We start from the raw sequence: 21,675 nt of genomic DNA, 5'->3' as shown, positions 1-21,675 counted from the left end.
AGGCCTGGCGCAAGGCGCGCGGGCCGCCATGCGGGCGGCGCGGCGCCGCCTTACAATATCGGCTTACCCAGAGGCGCTCAACATGTCGTTTTCCCGAAGCGCAGCCGATACGGCTGACACTCTTCCCGACCTCGCCGCGACGCTCGGTGCGCCGGCCGCCGGCGCGTTCGTCACGCTCGGCGACGCGTTTCATACGCGGCTGCCGGCCGCACCGCTGCCCGCGCCGTACGTCGTCGGCTTTTCCGACGAAGTCGCGCACCTGCTCGGCCTGCCGGCATCGATTGGCCAGCAGACCGGGTTCGCCGAGCTTTTCGCCGGCAACCCGACGCGCGACTGGCCCGCGGGCGCGATGCCGTATGCGTCGGTGTATTCCGGCCACCAGTTCGGCGTGTGGGCCGGCCAGCTCGGCGACGGCCGCGCGCTGACGATCGGCGAACTCCCCGGCACCGACGGCCAGCGCTACGAACTGCAGATCAAGGGCGGCGGCCGCACGCCGTATTCGCGGATGGGCGACGGCCGCGCGGTGCTGCGCTCGTCGATCCGCGAATTCCTGTGTTCGGAAGCCATGCATCACCTCGGCATCCCGACCACCCGCGCGCTCACGGTGATCGGCTCCGACCAGCCGGTGGTGCGCGAGGAGATCGAGACGTCAGCCGTCGTCACGCGCGTATCGGAGAGCTTCGTGCGCTTCGGCCACTTCGAGCATTTCTTCTCGAACGATCGCCCGGACCTGCTGCGCCAGCTCGCCGATCACGTGATCGATCGCTTCTATCCGGCATGCCGCGACGCCGACGATCCGTACCTCGCGCTGCTCGAAGCCGCGACGCTGCGCACGGCCGACCTCGTCGCGCAGTGGCAAGCGGTCGGCTTCTGCCACGGCGTGATGAACACCGACAACATGTCGATCCTCGGCATGACGATCGACTACGGTCCATTCGGCTTCGTCGACGCGTTCGATGCGAACCACATCTGCAACCACTCCGACACGAGCGGCCGCTACGCGTACCGGATGCAGCCGCGCATCGCGCACTGGAACTGCTACTGCCTCGCGCAGGCGCTGCTGCCGCTGATCGGGCTGCAGCACGGAATCGCCGACGACGATGCGCGCGCCGAGCGCGCGGTCGACGACGCGCAGGCCGTGCTCGCGAAATTTCCCGAACGCTTCGGCCCCGCGCTCGAACGCGCGATGCGCGCGAAGCTCGGCCTCGAACTCGAGCGCGAAAACGACGCCGAGCTCGCGAACAAGCTGCTCGAAACGATGCACGCGAGCCATGCGGACTTCACGCTGACGTTCCGCCGGCTCGCGCAGCTGTCGAAGCACGACGCGAGCCGCGACGCGCCGGTGCGCGACCTGTTCATCGACCGCGACGCATTCGACGCGTGGGCGAACCTCTATCGCGCACGGCTGTCCGAGGAAACGCGCGACGACGCGGCCCGCGCGGCCGCGATGAATCGCGTGAACCCGAAATACGTGCTGCGCAACCATTTGGCCGAAGTCGCGATCCGGCGCGCGAAGGAAAAGGATTTTTCCGAAGTCGAGCGGCTCGCGCAGGTGCTGCGCCGGCCATTCGACGAACAACCGGAACACGAAGCGTATGCGGCATTGCCGCCAGACTGGGCCGGGTCGCTCGAAGTGAGCTGCTCGTCGTGACCCGACCGACCGATCAGGAGAACACCCACATGTCACACGATTCCGACGACAAGACCTTCCCGTACCAGAAGGATGAAGCCGAACTGCGCCGCCGGCTCACGCCGCTGCAGTACGAGGTCACGCAGCATGCGGCGACCGAGCGCGCCTTCACCGGCGAATACACCGACACCGAGGACGCAGGCATCTACAAATGCGTCGTCTGCAGCACGCCGCTGTTTGAATCCGGCGCCAAATTCCATTCGGGCTGCGGCTGGCCCAGCTACTTCAAGCCGCTCAACGGCGAGGTGATCGACGAGAAGATCGACCGCTCGCACGGCATGGTGCGCGTCGAAGTCCGCTGCAATCATTGCGGCGCGCATCTCGGCCACGTGTTCGAGGACGGCCCGCGCGACAAGACCGGTTTGCGGTACTGCATCAATTCGGCTGCGTTAAACTTCGAGTCCCGACCCGAAAACGAATGAGCGGCACCGGACGAATCGGTCGGACAGCCTTCCCGGCTGCCCCGATCCCGGACGGTGGCGCCTGGCGGGTCCCCACAACGGTGAAAGGCCGCGCGATGCGGCCTTTCACGCAGCTGCGAGCGCCATGAAATTCCTGTTCGATCTGTTTCCGATCATCCTGTTTTTTGCCGCCTTCAAGGTCTGGGGCATCTTCACCGCCACCGCCGTCGCGATCGTCGCGACACTGGCCCAGGTCGCGTGGGTCGCCTTCCGGCACCGGAAGGTCGACACGATGCTGTGGGTCAGTCTCGGCGTGATCGTCGTCTTCGGCGGCGCCACCCTCGTCCTGCATGACGAGAAATTCATCCAATGGAAACCGACTGTGCTGTACTGGCTGTTTGCGATCGGGCTGCTCGCCGCACGCTATGCGTTCGGCAACAACCTGATCGAGAAGATGATGGGCAAGCAGCTCACGCTGCCGCACCCCGTGTGGGACAAGCTGAACGTCGCGTGGGCGCTGTTCTTCGCGGTGCTCGGCGTCGCGAACCTGTACGTGGTGCACAACTACACCGAATCGCAGTGGGTGAACTTCAAGCTGTTCGGCACGACGGGCGCGATGGTCGTGTTCATCATCCTGCAGAGCCTGTGGCTCACGAAGTACATGAAGGACGAATGACATGAACGACGCCTTTCTCAACGCATCGCCCGACGAACGCATCGCGCTGATCGAAGCGCGCCTGACCGCCTCGCTCGCCCCGCTGTCGCTCGCGGTGCGCGACGACAGCGCGCAGCATGCGGGCCACGCCGGCGCGGCCGCCGGCGGCCACTACACGGTGACGATCGTGTCGGCCGCCTTCGCGGGCAAGCCGCGCGTCGCGCGGCACCGGCTGGTGTATGATGCGCTCGCTGATGCGATGCAGCGCGGCATTCATGCGCTCGCGATCGTGGCTTATACGCCCGAAGAATTCAACGAATCTTCAATCTAGTCTCAACAGGAATTCCCGATGATCCTGAAATCCCCCCGCCTGTGGGTCGCGGCGGCTGCATTCGCAGCGGCACCGGCATTCGCCCAGAACATTGCCGTCGTCAACGGCACGCCGATTCCGAAGTCGCGCGCCGACGCGATGGTCGCGCAACTCGTCCAGCAAGGCCAGACCGACAGCCCGCAGCTGCAACAAGCCGTGCGCCAGGAACTCGTGAACCGCGAAATCCTGATGCAGGAAGCGATCCGCGAAGGCATCCCGAACCGTCCGGACGTGAAGGCGCAGGTCGCCGTCGCGCAGCAGACGGTGGTGCTGCGCTCGATGATCGAGAGCTTCCTGAAGAAGAACCAGCCGACCGACGCGGAAGTGAAAGCGCGCTATGACGATCTCGTGAAGGGCGCCGGCGGCAACCGCGAGTATCACCTGCACCACATCCTCGTCGACAGCGAGCAACAGGCGAAGGACCTGATCGCGAAGATCAAGGCCGGCGCGAAGTTCGAGGATCTGGCCAAGCAGTACTCGAAGGACCCGGGCTCGGGCAAGAACGGCGGCGACCTCGACTGGTCCGATCCGAAGGCGTACGTGCCGGAATTCGCGGCCGCCGCGCAGAAGCTCCAGAAAGGCCAGATGACCGACGCGCCGGTGAAGACGCAGTTCGGCTGGCACATCATCCGTGTCGACGACGTACGCGACATCGCCCCGCCGCCGTTCGACCAGGTGAAGGCGCAGATCGCGCAGCAGCTCGTGCAGCAGAAGCTGCAGGCGTTCGAGGAAGGCCTGCGCCAGCAGGCGAAGATCCAGTAACGTCGGCGGCGATCGCCCACGCAAAGGCCGCTCCTCGGAGCGGCCTTTTTCTTTTTCACGCATGCTTGTGGCGGGCCAGCCCACGCGGCGGCCGCGCAAGAAAAAAGCCGCTTCAAGGCGGCTTTTCAGGACTGCGGGATCGCGGACGGGCAGCGCGGCGAACCGCTATGCCGGATAGAACACATCGTGGTAGCGGACCTCGCCCGACGGCCGCGGCGCGGCTTCGTCGAACGACAGCGCGAGCAAATACTCGGGCGGCGCATCCGGGAACACCAGATCGCCGGACCGCACGAAGTCGAAACGCGCGTAATACGCGGGATCGCCGAGCACGACGCAGCCGCGCGCACCGAGCCGGCGCAACGCGTCGAGCCCCGTGCGCACGAGCCCCGCGCCGATGCTCTGCCGCTGGCATTCAGGCAGCACCGCGAGCGGCGCGAGCCCGTACCACTGCTGGCTGCCGGCCGGCTCGCCGCCGATCGACACCGGCGAAAACGCCACGTGACCGATCACGCGCTCGTCACGCTCGGCGACGAGCGACACGCTGAGCACCCCCTCCGCGCGCAGCGCATCGACGTTCTGCCGTTCGAATCGACCGTGCTGCGACTCGTCCGCGAACGCGGCCACGATCACGCGACCGATCGCATCGACATCGCTCGCGCGTTCGTCGCGCAGCGTGACGATCTCGACCGGCGCGTGCGGATCGAACATCAGCCGATCCAGCGGCGTGCGTTACGGAACACGCGCATCCAGGGGCTCGCTTCGCCCCAGCCTTCCGGATGCCAGCTCATCGTGACCGTGCGGTGCACGCGCTCCATGTGCGGCATCAGCACCGAGAAGCGGCCGTCGGCCGTCGTGACCGACGTGATGCCGGCCGGCGAGCCGTTCGGGTTGAACGGATAACGTTCGGTCGCCTCGCCGCGGTGGTCGACGTAGCGCATCGCGACCGCGACGCGATCGATGTCGCCCTGCTGCGAGAAGTCCGCATAACCTTCGCCGTGCGCGACCGCCACCGGAATCCGCGAGCCTTCCATCCCCGCGAAGAAGATCGACGGCGACTTCTCCACTTCGACGAACGAGAAGCGCGCCTCGAACTGCTCGGACTTGTTGCGCGTGAACTTCGGCCATGCCTCCGCGCCCGGAATCATCGACGCAAGGCTCGACAGCATCTGGCAACCGTTGCAGATGCCGAGCGCGAACGTGTCGGGACGCGCGAAGAAGGCCGAGAACATGTCGGCGAGCTGCGCGTTGAAGCGGATCGTCTTCGCCCAGCCTTCGCCCGCACCCAGCACGTCGCCGTACGAGAAGCCGCCGCATGCCACCGCGCCCGCGAAATCGGCGAGCGTCGCGCGGCCGGCCAGCAGGTCGCTCATGTGCACGTCGTGCGCGTCGAAGCCCGCACGGTCGAACGCATATGCCGTTTCCAGATGCGAGTTCACGCCCTGCTCGCGCAGGATCGCAACACGTGGGCGCGCGCCCGTCGCGATGAACGGCGCGGCGATGTCGTCGGCCGGATCGAAGCTCAGCACCGGCGAGATGCCCGGGTCGGCCGCGTCGAGCAGCGCGTCGTATTCGGCATCCGCGCAGGCGGGGTTGTCGCGCAGGCGCGCGATGCGCCAGCTCACTTCGCTCCATGTGCGATGGAGTTCAGCGCGCGGCGCCTCGAACACCTTCTTCGCGTCGCGGTACACCTCGATCACGTCGCGATCGTTGACCGTGCCGATCACGTGCGAGCAGGCCGACAGGCCGAACTCGCGCAGCGCGCCGAGCACCGCATCGCGATCGGCCGCGCGCACCTGCACGACGGCGCCGAGTTCTTCCGAGAACAGCGCGCGCAGCGTGCGATCCTCGCGACGGCCGCTCGTCTGCTTCGCCCAGTCCTTCGCGTCGCCGTAGTCCGATTCGTGATTCGGATCGAGCGTCAGCATATCGACGTTCAGCGACACGCCCGCGTGACCCGCGAACGCCATTTCGCACACCGTCGCCCACAGGCCGCCGTCCGAGCGGTCGTGATACGCGAGCAGCTTGTCTTGCGCATTGAGCGACTGGATCGCGTTGAAGAAGCGCTTGAGGTCTTCTGGATCGTCGACGTCCGGCGTCGTGTCGCCGACCTGCTGCGTGACCTGCGCGAAGATGCTGCCACCCATCCGGTTCTTGCCGCGGCCAAGATCGATCGCGATCAGCACGCTGTCGCCCGCGTCGGCGACGTGGCGCAGTTGCGGCGTCAGATGGCGGCGCACATCCTCGACCGGTGCGAATGCGGAGATGATCAGCGACACCGGCGACACCACTTCCTTCGCGACGCCCTGCTCGTCCCACTTGGTTTTCATCGACAGCGAATCCTTGCCGACCGGGATGCCGATCCCGAGCGCCGGGCACAGCTCCATGCCGATCGCCTTGACCGTGTCGAACAGCGCGGCATCTTCGCCGGCCGTACCGCACGCGGCCATCCAGTTCGCCGACAGCTTCAGCTTGTCGAGCGACGCGATCGGCGCGCTCGCGATGTTCGTGATCGCCTCGCCGACGGCCATGCGGCCCGATGCCGGCGCGTCGATCACCGCGAGCGGCGTGCGCTCGGCCATCGTCATCGCCTCGCCCTTGAAGCCCGCGTAGTCGAGCGCGGTGATCGCGCAGTCGGCCACCGGCACCTGCCACGGGCCGACCATCTGGTCGCGCACCGACGTGCCGCCGACCGAGCGGTCGCCGATCGTGATCAGGAACGACTTGCTGCCGACCGTCGGGTGCTTCAGCACGTCGACGGCGACTTCCGACAGCGCGATGCCCGTCACGTCGACCGGCGCGCGCTCCGTCGTCACGCGCGTGACGTCGCGATGCATGCGCGGCGGCTTGCCGAGCAGCACTTCCATCGGCATGTCGACCGGGAATTCCTCGACGCCCGTCGCTTCGTCGTCGACGAGCTTCAGCTGGCGTTCGTCGGTCGCGACGCCGACCACTGCGAACGGGCAGCGCTCGCGTGCGCAGATCGCCTCGAAGCGCGGCAGGTCGGCCGGCGCGATCGCGAGCACGTAGCGCTCCTGCGCCTCGTTCGACCAGATTTCACGCGGCGACAGGCCCGATTCCTCGAGCGCGACCTTGCGCAGTTCGAAGCGCGCGCCCTTGCCCGCGCCGTCGACGATTTCGGGGAACGCGTTCGACAGGCCGCCCGCGCCGACGTCGTGGATGCTCAGGATCGGGTTCTCCGCGCCGAGCTGCCAGCAGCCGTTGATCACTTCCTGCGCGCGCCGCTCGATTTCCGGGTTGCCGCGCTGCACCGAGTCGAAGTCGAGTTCGGCCGTGTTCGCGCCGGTCGCCATCGAGCTCGCCGCGCCGCCGCCCATGCCGATCCGCATGCCCGGGCCGCCGATCTGGATCAGCAGCGAGCCTGCCGGCACGTCGTGCTTGTGCGTGTGTTGATCCGCGATGTTGCCGAGGCCGCCCGCGATCATGATCGGCTTGTGATAGCCGCGTACCTGGCCGCCGACGTTCTGCTCGTACACGCGGAAGTAGCCGCCGAGGTTCGGACGGCCGAATTCGTTGTTGAACGCGGCGCCGCCGAGCGGGCCGTCGATCATGATCTGCAGCGGCGACGCGATGCGGTCCGGGCGGCCGTACGGGCCGTGCGCATCGTTCGGATTGCGCTCGCCGACCGGCTGGGCCGCGTCGCGTGCGTTTTCCCACGACTGACGTGCGCCCGGCAGATCGAGGTTCGACACGGTGAAGCCCGTGAGGCCGGCCTTCGGACGCGCACCGCGGCCCGTCGCGCCTTCGTCGCGGATTTCGCCACCCGCGCCGGTCGCCGCGCCCGGGAACGGCGAGATCGCCGTCGGGTGATTGTGCGTCTCGACCTTCATCAGCGTGTGGGTGAGCTCGGTGTGGCGACCGTAGCGTTCGCCCGGCTCGCCGGCCGCGCCCGCGTTGCGCGGGAACCAGCGCTCGGCTTCGGCGCCGACCATGATCGACGAGTTGTCCGAATACGCGACGATCGTGCCTTGCGGGCTCATTTTCTCGGTGTTGCGGATCATCGCGAACAGCGACATGTCCTGCGCTTCACCGTCGATCGTCCACTGCGCGTTGAAGATCTTGTGGCGGCAGTGCTCGCTGTTCGCCTGCGCGAACATCATCAGTTCGACGTCGGTCGGGTTTCGTTCGAGCTTGCGGAACGCGTCGACCAGGTAGTCGATCTCGTCGTCGGCGAGCGCGAGGCCCAGCTCGACGTTCGCACGCTCGAGCGCGCCACGGCCGACGCCCAGCACGTCGACGATCTCGAGCGGCTTGGCCGGCAGTTCGTCGAACAGGTGCTTCGCGTCGTCGCGCGTGGCGACCACGCTTTCGGTCATCCGGTCATGCAGCGCGGCCGCGACGGCTGCGCGCGCGTCGTCGGACAGCGCCTTCTTGCCGCCGAGCAAGCCCGACTTCAGCGTGACCGTGAATTCGACGCCGCGCTCGATGCGGCGCACTTGCGTGAGGCCGCAGTGCTGCGCGATGTCGGTCGCCTTGCTCGCCCACGGCGAAACCGTGCCGAAGCGCGGCAGCACGACGAAGGTCTCGGCCGTGCCCTTCTCGGCCGCCGGCTCGAACGGCGCGCCGTAGTGCATCAGCGCGTCGATGCGGGCGCTGTCGTCAGCCGACAGCGGCTCGGCCGCATTGACGAAGTGCAGGAACTGGCCGCGCACCGCGACGATGTTGGCGTCGATTTGCCTGAGCGTGTCGAGCAGACGGGTTTGACGGAAATCGGAGAGGGCCGAAGCGCCGGGAAAACACGAGAAGTGAGCCATGGGCTGGACTGACGTCGATGAGTCGCGCGAGGTGGCGACGTGGGGCGAAAGGAAGGCCGTAATTATACCCGGAAGTCGGCCATCCCAGACCGGCTGATCGGCACCCGTCACGCACCGCGACGGTGCGCCGGCATCCGCCGCACACAGCGGCCCGCCAGGCCGGCTTGCGCGGCCGCGCAAGCCGGCAACCACGCGGTGGCGGAATCGGACGAGGTCGCGCGAGCCCGGTTCGCGCGATTTTGGCGCTATCATTCCTGGTTCACCGGGCCGGGAGCCCGTCAGCGAATCCTCACCGGGCGGCATGCACGCCGCCCGTCATCGAAGCAATTCATGGATGTCATTGTCATCGGCGGCGGAATCAGCGGCGTCGCCACCGCCTACCAGCTGCGCGCGGCCGGCCATCGCGTATGCATGGTCGAACGCCACGCGACCGTCGCGCAGGGCGCGACCTACGGCGACGGCGGCACGCTGCTGCCGAGCCCGCTCGACGTCTGGTTCGGCCCGACCTTCATGCGCCAGCGCCAGCCGCGCGACACCGGCATCGTCTACAAGCCGGGCTTCAACGGCGGCGTGCGCCGCTTCGTCAAGCAGCTCGCCGCGCTGCGCGAGCCCGACGCGTTCGCCGCGCAGTATGCGCGGCTGCGCCCGCTGATCGACGCGTCGCGCGAGTCGCTCGCCGACATCGAGGCGCGCTTCCAGCTCGAATTCGAGCAGAAACCCGGGATCCTGCACGTCGTGCGCGACCCGCGCGACTGGGAAGCGCTGCAACCGGCACTCGACCTGCTGCGTGCGCTCGACCAGCCGTACCGGGTGCTCACCGCCGACGAATGCGCGGCGCTCGAGCCTTCGGTGCCGGCCGAGCCCGGCTTTGCCGGCGGCGTGCTGCTCGAGAGCGAACGCACCGGAAACTGCCCGCTGTTCGCAAAACTGGTCAAGCAGACGCTCGACGAGCACGGCGTGCAGTTCCGCTTCGGCGCGGACGTTGCCGCGATCCGCGTCGACGCCGGCCGGGCCGCGGTCGAGCTCGCGCCGGCCGGCGGCCGGCACGCGACGAAGGCGCACGAGGTCGACGTGATGTCGGCCGACGCGATCGTGGTCGCCGCGGGCGCCGGCAGCCTGCCGTTGCTGGAGCGGCTCGGCTGGCGGCTGCCGCTGCATCCGGTGCGCGCGCATACGCTGACCGCCCCCGTCGCGTACGAAGAACACGCGCCGCACCTGAGCGTCGTCGATTCGATCAAGCGGATCTCCATCACGCGCACCCACCAGCGGCTGCGCATCGGTGGCGGCGCCGTGCTGCAGAGCCTCGCCGACACCGCGAAGCCGCTCCCCGAACCGCTGTCCGAGGCTGCGCTCGCGCTGCTCGGCCAGGCCGTCCACGACTGGGTGCCGGGCGCCGCGAAGATTTCCGCCGCCCTGTCGTGGCAGGGCACGCAACTGCTGTCGCCGGACGGCCTGCCAGTCGTCGGTCCGACCCCGCATCCGCGCGTGTTCGTCAATTTCGGGCACGGCCCGGCCGGTTGGGGCCTCGCGTGCGGGTCTGCTAAAGTGGTGGCCGACTGTCTGAGCGGCAACACGCAGCAGTGGCCCGCCGACACGCTCGCCGCGCTGAGCGCCACGCGCTTCGCGAACTGACCGCCACGGGCCCGTCCCGCGGCGGCCTCCTCCTGCCGCCATGACCCCGCGATGACGAATCCCCGCCCGCTTCCCGACCCCGCCCCGCTCGCGCTGCTACGCGTCGCCGACCTGCGCGCGGCCGAGGCCGCCGCGACCGCCGAACTGCCGCCGCACACGCTGATGGGCCGCGCGGGCGCCGCCGCCGCGCACTGGCTGTCCGAACGGGTGGCCGGCGACGACCGCCCGGTCTGGTTCGCGGTCGGCCCCGGCAACAACGGCGGCGACGCGCTGGTGGCCGCCGCGCAGTTGCAGCAGCTCGGCGTCGCGACGCAGGCCTGGATGCCCGTGCCGGTCAAGCCGGACGATGCGCAATGGGCGCTCGGCCTCGCGCGCGCGGCCGGCGTGCCGCTGTCGACCGAACCGCCCGCCTCGCTCGACGACTACGCGTGGGTCGTCGACGGGTTGTTCGGCATCGGCCTCGCTCGCGCACTCGACGGACCGTTCGCTGCCCAGGCCGCGCGTATCGCCGCACATGCCCGAAGCGGCGGCCGCGTGCTCGCGCTCGACGTACCGAGCGGGCTGGACAGCGACACGGGCCGCATCGTCGGCGCCGGCGCCGCCGTCACCGCGACGCACACGCTCACCTTCATCGGCGCGAAGCCCGGCCTCTATACCGGCGACGGCCGCGATCTCGCCGGCGAGATCGACATCGCATCGCTCGGCGTCGCACCGCCCGCCGCGCCAGCCGTCGTGCTGAATGCGCCGGCACGGTTCGCCGCCGCGCTGCCCGCCCGCGCGTTCGCTTCGCACAAGGGCACGTTCGGCAGCCTGGCGGTGCTTGGCGGCGACACCGGCATGTGCGGCGCGCCGATCCTCGCCGCGCGTGCCGCGCTGTTCGCGGGCGCCGGCAAGGTGCATGTCGGCTTTCTCGGCGCCGGCGCGCCGCCGTATGACCCGCCGTTTCCCGAACTGATGCTGCATCGCGCGGACAGCCTCGACCTCGATGCGATGTCCGCGATCGCTGCAGGCTGCGGCCTCGGCGCGCGCGAGGCTGCGGCCACCCTCGTGCGCGACGTACTCGCGCACGACGACGCCGCGACGCTGCTCGACGCCGACGCGCTGAACCTCATCGCGACGCACGCCGACCTCGCGGCCGCCGTCGTTGCTCGCGGCACCCGGGGCAACGCGTGCGTGCTGACACCGCATCCGCTCGAGGCAGCGCGGCTGCTCGGCAGCGACACCGCGACCGTGCAGCACGACCGGTTGGCCGCGGCCCAGGCGCTGGCCGCGCGCTACGCGAGCATCGTCGTGCTGAAGGGTTCGGGCACGGTGATTGCGGCGCCCGACGGCCGCCTGACGATCAATCCGACCGGCAATGCAGCGCTCGCCACCGGCGGCACCGGCGACGTGCTCGGCGGCCTGATCGGCGCGTTGCTCGCGCAGCGCGTCGCGCCGTACGAAGCCGCGCTTGCGGGCGTATACCTGCACGGTCTCGCGGCCGACACGCTGACCGCGAACGGCACGGGTCCGGCCGGCCTCACCGCGGGCGAACTCGCGCCGATGGTGCGCACGCTGATCAATCGCCTTTTTTACCCGTCGGCGCGCGCCGACATATAACGCCGCTATACTGGGTGCCCCGCCGCACGGCGGGCCCGCTCGTCCGCCGGCGTTCCGATCCCGATGCGCCGGCGCGGCATTCCTCCCGATTCACGCTTCACTCGAACCGTCATGACGCTGAATTCGCTCCCCGCCTGGACTGCCCTTCAATCCCATTTCGAACAGATCCGCCACGCGCGGCTGCGCGACTGGTTCGCGCCGGAAAACGACCGCGCGCCGACCCGCGCCGAACGCTTCACGATCCCTGGCGGCGGCCTTGCGGCCGACTTCTCGAAGAACCGCATCAACGACGACACGTTGCGCCTGCTCGTGCAGCTGGCCCGTGAAGCGGGCGTCGAGGCGCGCCGCGACGCGATGTTCGCCGGCGAGATCGTCAACCCGACCGAAGGCCGCGCCGCGCTGCACACGGCATTGCGCGCGACCGACCCGCACGCGCCGTTCCATGCCCAGGTCAGCGCCGAGCGCGCGAAGATGGCGACCTTCGCACGCGCGGTGCGCAGCGGCGCATGGACCGGCTATACCGGCAAGCGCATCCGCCACGTGATCAACATCGGCATCGGCGGCTCGGATCTCGGACCGAAGATGGTCACGCACGCGCTGCACCATGTCGCGACGCCGGACATTTCGACACACTTCGTGTCGAACGTCGACGGCGCCGATCTCGCGCGCGTGCTCGAACAGGTCGACCCTGAGGAAACGCTCGCGATCATCGTGTCGAAGACCTTCACGACACTCGAGACGATGACGAACGCACGCTCGCTGCGCGACTGGTTCGTCGCGCGCGGCTGCCCGGAAGACGCGCTCGCGAAGCACTTCGTCGGCGTGTCGGCGAACCCGGCCGAAGTCGTGAAGTTCGGCATCTCCGCCGACAACGTGTTCGAAATGTGGGACTGGGTCGGCGGCCGCTATTCGCTGTGGTCGGCGGTCGGCCTGTCGATCATGATCGCGATCGGGCCCGAGCAGTTCGACGAACTGCTCGCCGGCGCGAACGACATGGACCGCCATTTCCGCGAAGCGCCGCTCGAGCGCAACCTGCCGGTGCTGCTCGGCCTGATCGGCATCTGGTACCGCAACTTCTTCGGCTCGCAGAGCTATCTCGTCGCGCCGTATTCGGAAGCGCTGCACTACCTGCCGTCGTACCTGCAGCAGCTCGAAATGGAAAGCAACGGCAAGTCCGCGCGCCTGGACGGCACGTTCGTCGACTACCCGACGTCGGCCGTCACGTGGGGCGAGCCGGGCACCAACGGCCAGCACGCGTTTTTCCAGATGCTGCACCAGGGCCCGACGATCGTGCCGATCGACTTCATCGCCGTGCTGACGCCCGAGCATCCGCTCGCGAGCCATCATCCGAAGCTGCTCGCGAACTGCTTCGCGCAGAGTGAAGCGCTGATGCTCGGCCGCACGCTCGACGAAGCGCGCGAGGTCGCCGGACCCGGCAAGGAAGCGCTCGCGCCGCACCTGACGTTCCCCGGCAACCGCCCGACGACGACGCTGCTGGTGGATGCGCTGACGCCGCGCTCGCTCGGCGCGCTGATCGCGCTCTACGAGCACAAGGTGCTGGTGCAGGCAACGGTGTGGGACATCAATCCGTTCGACCAGTGGGGCGTCGAGCTCGGCAAGATTCTCGGCAAGGTCGTCGAAGCCGACCTGTCGGCCGAATCGGTCGATCCCGCGAAGCACGATTCGTCGACGACCGCGCTGATCGAGCGCGCGCGTGCGGCACTCAAGCGCTGACGCGACAGCGTCGAACGCATGCCGGCCGCACCGGGCGATCCAGCCGGCGCGGCCAGCAAGCAATTCGGTCTCGCGCTAAGCCGCGTGCGGCGTGACGATGCGGCCGGCGTCGATGGTGACCGTCGTCGCGCAGCGCCGCGCGAGTTCCGCATCGTGCGTGACGAGCACGAGCGTCGCGCCGTGCGTGCGGTTCAGTTCGAACATCAGGTCGATGACGGCGTGGCCCGTGGCTGCATCGAGACTGCCGGTCGGTTCGTCGGCGAACAGGATTGCGGGATGCGTGACGAACGCGCGCGCGAGCGCGACGCGCTGTTGCTCGCCACCGGACAGCAGCTTCGGATAATGCGCGGTGCGCTCGCCGAGACCGACCTGCACGAGCAATGCGCGCGCCCGATCGGCCGCGTCGCGCGCGTTGATGCCGCCCTGCAGTTCGAGCGGAAGCATCACGTTCTCGAGTGCCGTCAGGTGCGGCATCAACTGAAACGACTGGAACACGAACCCGACCGCGCCGTTGCGCAGCGCGGCGCGCTCGTCCTCGTCGAGCTGGTCGAGCGCGCGACCGAGCAGGCGAACCGTGCCGCTCGTCGCGCTGTCCAACCCCGCAAGCAGGCCGAGCAGCGTCGATTTGCCCGACCCCGATGCGCCGACGATCGCGAGGCTGCTGCCGGGCCGCACGGCGAACGTGATGCCGTCGAGGATCGTCAGCTCGCCCGTTGCGTCGGCGACCCGCTTGCACACGTCATGGACTTCGATGATCGGATCGGTAATCTTGAACATGGACACGACATTCCGCTGGAAAAGACGCGCGGCGCTCGCCGCACTGCTGGGTACTCTGCTCGCAGCAAACGTACCCGCACGCGCTGCGACGACGGCGGCCCCGACATCGGGCCAGCCCGCGCTCGTCGTGCTCGGCGACAGCCTGTCGGCCGAATACGGGTTGCCGCGCGACACCGGCTGGGTTGCGTTGCTGCGGCAACGGCTCGCGACCGAGCGGATCGATTATAGCGTCGCGAACGCAAGCGTCAGCGGCGACACCACGAGCGGTGGCCGTGCGCGACTACCTGCGGTGCTGCAACGGCTGAAGCCGTCGATCGTCGTCGTCGAGCTCGGCTCGAACGACGCGCTGCGCGGCGTGCCGCTCGCGACGACCGAACAGAACCTGCGCGACATCATCACCGATGCGCGGCAAGCGCGCGCGAAGGTCGTGCTGGTCGGCATGTACGTGCCGCCCAACTACGGGCCCGACTACACGCAGAAATTCCATGCGGTCTACACGCGCCTGTCGAAGGAACTCGGCGTACCGCTCGTGCCGTTCCTGCTGGCCGGCATCGAGAACAAGCCGGAGATGTTCCAGTCGGACCAGATGCATCCCGCGCAACAGGCGCAGGGCATCCTGCTCGACAACGTCTGGCCGGCGCTGAAGCCGCTGCTCGGCAAGCCGCGCGGCTGACCTCGCGACGCGCCGCCGCCGGAAAGCAAAAAGCCCCGTTTAGAGCGGGGCTTTTTGTTGCTGCACGCGAAACCGTGAACGGCGCTTCGCTGGGTTGTCGCATGATCGGGGCTTAGCTGCCGCCGTCCTGCGACTGGCTCGGCGTGGTGCCGTACAGCTTCACCTTCGAGCGGTCGCGCAGGGCAGCGAGATACGCCTCGCCTTCGCTTTGCGCTTCGACCTGCGCCATCTGCTGCTGCGCGGCCGCGAGTTGCTGCGGATCGACGGCCGTGCCCGGGATCACCGCATTCACGCGATAGATCGCGTAGCCGTCCGCGCCGAGATCGACACCGACGTATGCCGGCAGCGTCTTCGCATCGACCTTGTAGACGGCGCTCAGCGCCGCCGGCGTCAGGCCCTGCGACTGCGTGCGCGACACCTTCTGCGCGGGCGTGAAGCCATCGGCCGACTTCGACTTCTGCAGTTCGGCCAGCTTCGCCGCGCCGTCCTTCTTCGCGAGTTCCGCGGCCTGCTCGGCGATGACCTTCTGACGCACCACATCCTTGATCGCGTCGAGCGCCGGCACGGCAGCCGGCTTGTAGTCGGTCACGCGCGCCGAGATCAGCGTGTTGTTGCCCACATCGATCGCCTGCGTGTTGTTCTGGTTCTTCACGGAGTCGTTCGCGAACACAGCGGCGAGGAACTTCGGGTTGTTCAGCGGGCTCGTCGGCGGCAGTTGCGGATTCGGCGTCGGCGTGACGGTGGCCGTCTGGATCGTCAGCTTGTACTTGTCGGCGGCCGGCTGCAGCGTCTTCGCCTTTTCATAGACGGTCGACGTGAAGCCTTCCGCGTTGTCCGAGAACGCCTTCGCCGCGTATTGCTGCTTCAGTTCGACTGCGATCTGGTCCTTCACGTCGGCGAACGGCTTGACCACCGACGGCTTCACTTCCGTCGCCTTCAGGATGTGAAAACCGAGGTCCGATTGCACGATACCGCTCACGTCGCCCTGCTTGAGCGCGAACGCGGCATCGTCGAACGCCTTGCCGCCCGCCGTCGAGCCGCGCGTGATGAAGCCCAGATCGCCGCCCTTCGCCGCCGACGGCGCGTCCTGCGAGCTCTTTTGCGCGATCTGCGCGAATTGGTCCGGATGCGCCTTCACGTCGGCCAGCAGCTGCTCGGCCTTCGCCTTCGCGGCCGCCTTGTCGGCTGCGCTTGCGTCGCTCGCCGCGGCAACGAAGATGTGGCTCACGCGCACCTGCGCTTCCGAGCGGAAGTGCGTCGGGTTGTCGTCGTAGAACTTCTTGATGTCGGCATCGGTCGGCTGCGCGCTCGCGGCGGCAGCTGCCGGCGAATAGACGAGATACTGGATCGTCGCGGTTTCCGGCGTCGCGAAGGCTTGCTTGTGCGCGTCGTAGTACGCCGTGAGCTGCGCGTCGGTCGGCTGCACCTTCGCCGCGTAGTCGCTCGTCTTCAGCACGAGCGCCTGCACTTCACGCTGCTGCGCCGCCAGTTCCGACAGCCGCTGCGCCGGCCCCTTCGGCGTGAATGCGCTCGCCACGATGCTCGCCGGAATCTGCTGCAGCGAGAGGCTGTAACGCACGCGCTCCTGATACTGCTCGGGCGTCATCCCCTGGAACGACAACAGTTGCGCGTAGCGCTGGACGTCGATCGTACCGTCCGGTTTCTTCAGCGACGCGATCATCGGGTCGCTCATCAGCGCGTCGCGCACGGCGTTGTCGGATGCGGTCAGGTGCAGGCGCTGCGTCTCGTCGGCCAGCACGCGTTGCTGGATGAGGCCGTCGAGCACTTGCTTGCGATGTTCGGGCGTGTCGAACGCCTTGATGTCGAACTGCCCGCCGAGCGCCTGGCGCGCCTGGTCGATCTGCTGGCGGAACGCGCCGTCGAATTCGACCCGCGTGATCTTGTGCCCGTTGACCGCCGCGACGTTCGCGCTGTCGTCGAAGAAGCCGCGGAAACCTTGGATCCCGACGAAACCCAGCCCCGGCAACACGATCAGGAGCAGGAGCGCCATCATCAGGCGCTGGTGATTACGGAAGAAATCGAGCATGCGTGACGGGAAAATTGGACAAAACGTCCGATATTACAACATACGGGGTGGCACGGGAAAAAAGCAGGTGCGCAACGAACGGGCGCAACCGACGACGCAAAATGAAAAAGCCCGCACGAGGCGGGCTTTTTCATTTTTTGGCGGAGCGGACGGGACTCGAACCCGCGACCCCCGGCGTGACAGGCCGGTATTCTAACCGACTGAACTACCGCTCCTTGGTCTGGCTGAATCAGGAAACTGGTGGGTGCTGAGGGGCTCGAACCCCCGACCTACGCCTTGTAAGGGCGCCGCTCTACCAGCTGAGCTAAGCACCCGTTTCCGATTCGTTCTGGCTGCGATCTGCGTTTCGGCATCAACAACCAGCGAGCCCGCAAGTTTAATTCATCCCCGATCATTTTGCCAAGCCCGTGCGCAAAAAAATTTTAACGCCCCGCTCAACACACGCGATACCGACGCACATAAAAAAACCCGCGGACACGCCGCGGGTTTCGTGAACAACCGTCAGGGACGACGTTCAGGTTTTCAGTGCTTGACCACTTCCGTCGAACCGGCATCCGTCGCCGCCTCGCCAACCGGTGCCGCAGCCTTCGCCTCTTCTTCCGGCGGCAGCGGGGTCGGCGTACGCTCGAGCGCGAGTTCGAGCACCTTGTCGATCCAGCGGACCGGCACGATCTCGATCGCGTTCTTCACGTTGTCCGGAATGTCCGCGAGATCCTTCACGTTCTCTTCCGGGATCAGCACGAGCTTGATGCCGCCGCGATGCGCAGCCAGCAGCTTTTCCTTCAGCCCGCCGATCGGCAGCACTTCGCCACGCAGCGTGATCTCGCCCGTCATCGCGACATCGGCACGCACGGGGATCCCCGTCAGCACCGACACCAGCGCGGTCGTCATCGCACCGCCGGCGGACGGACCGTCCTTCGGCGTCGCGCCTTCCGGCACGTGGATGTGGATGTCCTGCTTCTCGAACGCTTCGTCCTTGATACCCAGACGGCGCGAACGCGAGCGCACGACCGAACGTGCAGCCTCGACCGACTCCTTCATCACGTCGCCGAGCGAACCCGTGCGGATCACGTTGCCCTTGCCCGGCATCACCGCGGCTTCGATCGTCAGCAGGTCGCCGCCGACTTCCGTCCACGCGAGGCCCGTCACCTGACCGACCTGGTTTTCCTTCGCCGCGAGGCCGAAGTCGTACTTGCGCACGCCGAGGAACGTATCGAGGTTTTCGCCATCGACCTTGATCGCGCCCGATGCCTTCTTCAGCAACAGCATCTTCACGACCTTGCGGCAGATCTTCGACACTTCCCGCTCGAGCGAACGCACACCGGCTTCGCGCGTGTAGTAGCGGATGATGTCGCGGATCGCCTGCTCGGCGACCTCGATCTCGCCTTCCTTCAGGCCGTTGTTCTTCTTCTGCTTCGGCAGCAGGTAACGCTGCGCGATGCTGACCTTCTCGTCTTCCGTGTAACCCGACAGACGAATCACTTCCATCCGGTCGAGCAGCGGCGGCGGGATGTTCAGCGAGTTCGACGTCGCGACGAACATCACGTCCGACAGGTCGAAGTCGACTTCGATGTAGTGATCGGCGAACGTGTGGTTCTGTTCCGGATCGAGCACTTCGAGCAGCGCCGACGACGGATCGCCGCGGAAATCCATGCCCATCTTGTCGACTTCGTCGAGCAGGAAGAGCGGATTGCGCACGCCGACTTTCGCCAGGCTCTGCAGGATCTTGCCCGGCATCGAGCCGATGTACGTGCGGCGGTGGCCGCGAATCTCGGCTTCGTCACGCACGCCACCGAGCGCCATGCGGACGAACTTGCGGTTCGTCGCGCGAGCGATCGACTGGCCGAGCGAGGTCTTGCCGACGCCCGGGGGCCCGACGAGGCACAGGATCGGCGCCTTGACCTTGTCGACGCGCTGCTGCACCGCGAGATACTCGAGGATGCGTTCCTTCACCTTCTCGAGGCCGAAGTGATCCTCGTCGAGCACCTGCTCGGCGTTCGACAGGTCGTTGTTGACCTTGCTCTTCTTGCGCCACGGCAGGCCGATCAGCGTGTCGATGTAGTTGCGCACGACGGTCGCTTCCGCCGACATCGGCGACATCAGCTTCAGCTTCTTGAGCTCGGCATCGGCCTTCTTCTTCGCTTCCTTCGGCATGCGCGCGGCGTTGATGCGCTTCTCGAGTTCCTCGAGGTCCGCACCCTCTTCGCCTTCGCCCAGTTCCTTCTGGATCGCCTTGACCTGCTCGTTCAGGTAATACTCGCGCTGGCTCTTTTCCATCTGGCGCTTCACGCGCCCGCGGATGCGCTTTTCGACCTGCAGGATGTCGATCTCGGCTTCGAGCTGCGCGAGCAGGTGCTCGAGGCGCTCGATGACCGGGAACATCTCGAGGATGTGCTGCTTCTGGTCGAGCTTCAGCGGCAGACGCTCGGCGATCATGTCCGCGAGGCGGCCTGCTTCATCGATGCCCGACAGCGACGTGAGAATTTCCGGCGGGATCTTCTTGTTCAGCTTCACGTACTGGTCGAACTGCGACACGATCGCGCGGCGCAGCGCTTCCGTTTCCGCGCTGTCGGCGTGATCGGGCTCGAGCGGCATGACTTCACAGGAGAACTGCGTCTCCTGCTCTTCGATCGACAACGCCTTCGCACGCTGCAGGCCCTCGACGAGCACCTTCACGGTGCCGTCCGGCAGCTTCAGCATCTGCAGGATGTTGGCGATACAACCGACCTCGTACATGTCCTTTTCGGTCGGTTCGTCCTTGGCCGCGGTCTTCTGGGCGACGAGCATGATGTGCTTGCCGCCTTCCATCGCTGCTTCGAGGGCCTTGATCGATTTCGGCCGGCCCACGAAGAGCGGAATCACCATGTGCGGGAAAACGACGACATCCCGCAGCGGCAGCAGCGGGAGCGTAATGCGTTCCGGCGGGAGAAGTTGGGTGCCTGACATTTCATTTCCCCATGAGTGGAATCAATTGTTCGGTAATTGAGGCCGCCACAACGAATTGCAAGCCTTCAAGTGCGGGAAATATTCGGTAAGAAAGTAACCACCGCGTGTCGAGTCAGAGTTACCCACAAGATAAACGAAAAAAAGCCGCCCACGGTCTCATGAACGGCCTTTTTCGCAGAACATCGTCGGCAAGCCGGTCAGTTCGAACCCGCCACCTTCGGCGTGTCCTCATAGATCAGCAGGGGCTTGCCGTCGCCATCGATGACGTTCTCGTCGATGATGACCTTGCTGACCCCTTTCATCGCCGGCAGCTCATACATCACGTCGAGCAATGCCTGTTCGATGATCGAACGCAAACCGCGCGCGCCGGTCTTGCGGCGGATCGCCTTGCGTGCGACTGCCTGCAGCGCGCCCGGCCGGATTTCCAGCTCGACGCGCTCCATCGCGAACAGCTTGTGATACTGCTTGACGAGCGCATTCTTCGGCTCGACGAGGATCTTCATCAGCGCGGCTTCATCGAGCTTGCCGAGCGTCGCGACCACCGGCAGACGGCCGATCAATTCGGGGATCAGACCGAATTTGATCAGGTCTTCCGGTTCCGTTTCGCGCAGCACTTCGCCCGCGTCGCGCTCCTGCTTGCTCTTGACCGTCGCGCCGAAGCCGATGCCCGTCTTTTCGGTGCGATCGGTGATCACCTTCTCGAGCCCGTCGAACGCGCCGCCGCAGATGAACAGGATGTTGGTCGTATCGACCTGGATGAAATCCTGGTTCGGGTGCTTGCGGCCGCCCTGCGGCGGCACCGACGCCATCGTGCCCTCGACGAGCTTCAGCAGTGCCTGCTGGACGCCCTCGCCCGACACGTCGCGCGTGATCGACGGGTTGTCCGACTTGCGGCTGATCTTGTCGATTTCGTCGATGTAGACGATCCCGCGCTGGGCCTTGTCGACCTCGTAGTTGCAGTTCTGCAACAGCTTCTGGATGATGTTCTCGACGTCCTCGCCGACGTAGCCGGCTTCGGTCAGCGTCGTCGCATCGGCGATCACGAACGGCACGTTCAGCAACCGCGCGAGCGTCTGCGCGAGCAGCGTCTTGCCGGAGCCCGTCGGGCCGATCAGCAGGATGTTGCTCTTCGACAGCTCGACATCGTCCTTCTTGTCGAGATGCTTCAGGCGCTTGTAGTGGTTGTACACGGCCACCGCGAGGATCTTCTTCGCGCGCTCCTGGCCGATCACGTACTGATCGAGGATGTCGCGAATTTCCTGCGGGCTCGGCAGATCCGACCGGGACAGGCTGGCCTCGACGCCGGCGGCAGCCGCCTCGTCGCGAATGATCTCGTTGCAGAGGTCGATGCACTCATCGCAGATGAATACCGACGGGCCCGCGATGAGTTTCTTCACCTCATGCTGGCTCTTGCCGCAAAACGAACAATACAACAGCTTCTCGCTGTTCGAACCTTTTTTGTCCGCCATGAATGTAGAGCCTCCGGACAGGTAAATGACATGATACGCCGAATGCTCCGGACGCCGCGCCTAGGGCGCGACCGGAGCCGGCTGGATGCGCTTGCCGCAGATGCTCAGGGCACTCGGGACATTGCGGGGGCACCGCCCGAATCGGGGC

The 21,675-nt window shown here is 67.0% G+C and carries 15 protein-coding genes and 2 tRNA genes; 9 read left to right on the top strand and 8 right to left on the bottom strand.

Features of this window, described 5'->3' with window-relative positions; all coding sequences use genetic code 11:
• The first annotated feature begins 82 nt into the window (after nt 1-82).
• The 5 genes from WS75_RS08275 (at nt 83) to WS75_RS08255 (ending at nt 3,878) form a co-directional block, all read left to right on the top strand.
• Complete coding sequence (locus WS75_RS08275; RefSeq protein ID WP_059680051.1) at nt 83-1,651, top strand: protein adenylyltransferase SelO; 1,569 nt, start codon at nt 83-85, stop codon at nt 1,649-1,651.
• Nucleotides 1,652-1,680: 29 nt separating this feature from the next.
• On the top strand, nt 1,681-2,112 hold the full coding sequence (gene msrB / locus WS75_RS08270) for a peptide-methionine (R)-S-oxide reductase MsrB (RefSeq protein WP_059680050.1): 432 nt from the start codon (nt 1,681-1,683) through the stop codon (nt 2,110-2,112).
• 124 nt (nt 2,113-2,236) lie between these two features.
• The gene (locus tag WS75_RS08265) at nt 2,237-2,767 is read left to right on the top strand and encodes a septation protein A (protein WP_059604168.1); all 531 of its coding nucleotides are present in this window, start codon (nt 2,237-2,239) and stop codon (nt 2,765-2,767) included.
• 1 nt (nt 2,768) lies between these two features.
• Nucleotides 2,769-3,077, top strand: a complete 309-nt coding sequence (locus WS75_RS08260) for a BolA family protein (RefSeq protein ID WP_059680049.1) — start codon at nt 2,769-2,771, stop codon at nt 3,075-3,077.
• Nucleotides 3,078-3,095: 18 nt separating this feature from the next.
• Nucleotides 3,096-3,878, top strand: coding sequence for a peptidylprolyl isomerase (locus WS75_RS08255; protein ID WP_059529712.1), 783 nt, complete (start codon nt 3,096-3,098; stop codon nt 3,876-3,878).
• A 165-nt stretch (nt 3,879-4,043) separates the two neighbouring features.
• Here the strand turns inward: WS75_RS08255 and WS75_RS08250 are convergent, their stop codons facing one another.
• Together WS75_RS08250 and purL are read right to left on the bottom strand one after the other, a co-directional pair.
• Nucleotides 4,044-4,586, bottom strand: coding sequence for a GNAT family N-acetyltransferase (locus WS75_RS08250; RefSeq protein WP_059680048.1), 543 nt, complete (start codon nt 4,584-4,586; stop codon nt 4,044-4,046).
• On the bottom strand, nt 4,586-8,650 hold the full coding sequence (gene purL / locus WS75_RS08245) for a phosphoribosylformylglycinamidine synthase (protein ID WP_059680047.1): 4,065 nt from the start codon (nt 8,648-8,650) through the stop codon (nt 4,586-4,588). The genes WS75_RS08250 and purL overlap by 1 nt, the downstream gene beginning before the upstream one ends.
• Nucleotides 8,651-8,980: 330 nt before the next feature.
• Here purL and WS75_RS08240 point away from each other — a divergent pair, with 330 nt between their 5' ends.
• From WS75_RS08240 to pgi, 3 genes are all read left to right on the top strand, one after another.
• Complete coding sequence (locus WS75_RS08240; RefSeq protein WP_059680046.1) at nt 8,981-10,282, top strand: FAD-dependent oxidoreductase; 1,302 nt, start codon at nt 8,981-8,983, stop codon at nt 10,280-10,282.
• A gap of 51 nt (nt 10,283-10,333) precedes the next feature.
• Entirely contained in the window at nt 10,334-11,881 is a 1,548-nt protein-coding gene (locus WS75_RS08235) for an NAD(P)H-hydrate dehydratase (RefSeq protein ID WP_059680045.1), read from the top strand.
• 111 nt (nt 11,882-11,992) lie between these two features.
• On the top strand, nt 11,993-13,615 hold the full coding sequence (gene pgi, locus WS75_RS08230) for a glucose-6-phosphate isomerase (protein WP_059680044.1): 1,623 nt from the start codon (nt 11,993-11,995) through the stop codon (nt 13,613-13,615).
• 75 nt (nt 13,616-13,690) lie between these two features.
• On the opposite strand, the gene WS75_RS08225 is transcribed toward pgi, so the two are convergent.
• Nucleotides 13,691-14,392, bottom strand: a complete 702-nt coding sequence (locus WS75_RS08225; RefSeq protein ID WP_059680043.1) for an ABC transporter ATP-binding protein — start codon at nt 14,390-14,392, stop codon at nt 13,691-13,693.
• Between WS75_RS08225 and WS75_RS08220 the strand changes: the two genes are divergently transcribed.
• Complete coding sequence (locus WS75_RS08220) at nt 14,391-15,065, top strand: arylesterase (RefSeq protein WP_059680042.1); 675 nt, start codon at nt 14,391-14,393, stop codon at nt 15,063-15,065. The two genes, WS75_RS08225 and WS75_RS08220, sit on opposite strands and share 2 nt — an antisense overlap.
• 112 nt (nt 15,066-15,177) lie before the next feature.
• Here the strand turns inward: WS75_RS08220 and WS75_RS08215 are convergent, their stop codons facing one another.
• From WS75_RS08215 to clpX, 5 genes are all read right to left on the bottom strand, one after another.
• Entirely contained in the window at nt 15,178-17,112 is a 1,935-nt protein-coding gene (locus WS75_RS08215; RefSeq protein ID WP_059680041.1) for a SurA N-terminal domain-containing protein, read from the bottom strand.
• Nucleotides 17,113-17,250: 138 nt separating this feature from the next.
• Nucleotides 17,251-17,327: transfer RNA gene (locus WS75_RS08210), tRNA-Asp, on the bottom strand.
• Between the two features lie 23 nt (nt 17,328-17,350).
• Nucleotides 17,351-17,426, bottom strand: a tRNA-Val gene (locus tag WS75_RS08205).
• 208 nt (nt 17,427-17,634) lie between these two features.
• On the bottom strand, nt 17,635-20,058 hold the full coding sequence (lon, locus tag WS75_RS08200) for an endopeptidase La (RefSeq protein WP_059604136.1): 2,424 nt from the start codon (nt 20,056-20,058) through the stop codon (nt 17,635-17,637).
• Between the two features lie 197 nt (nt 20,059-20,255).
• Nucleotides 20,256-21,527, bottom strand: a complete 1,272-nt coding sequence (gene clpX / locus WS75_RS08195; protein WP_006754177.1) for an ATP-dependent Clp protease ATP-binding subunit ClpX — start codon at nt 21,525-21,527, stop codon at nt 20,256-20,258.
• Between the last annotated feature and the right edge of the window lie 148 nt (nt 21,528-21,675).

This window comes from Burkholderia sp. FL-7-2-10-S1-D7, assembly GCF_001524185.1.
Classification (GTDB): domain Bacteria; phylum Pseudomonadota; class Gammaproteobacteria; order Burkholderiales; family Burkholderiaceae; genus Burkholderia; species Burkholderia diffusa.
Note: the sequence above shows the minus strand (reverse complement) of the source record. Positions and strands in the feature narration are given on the sequence as shown.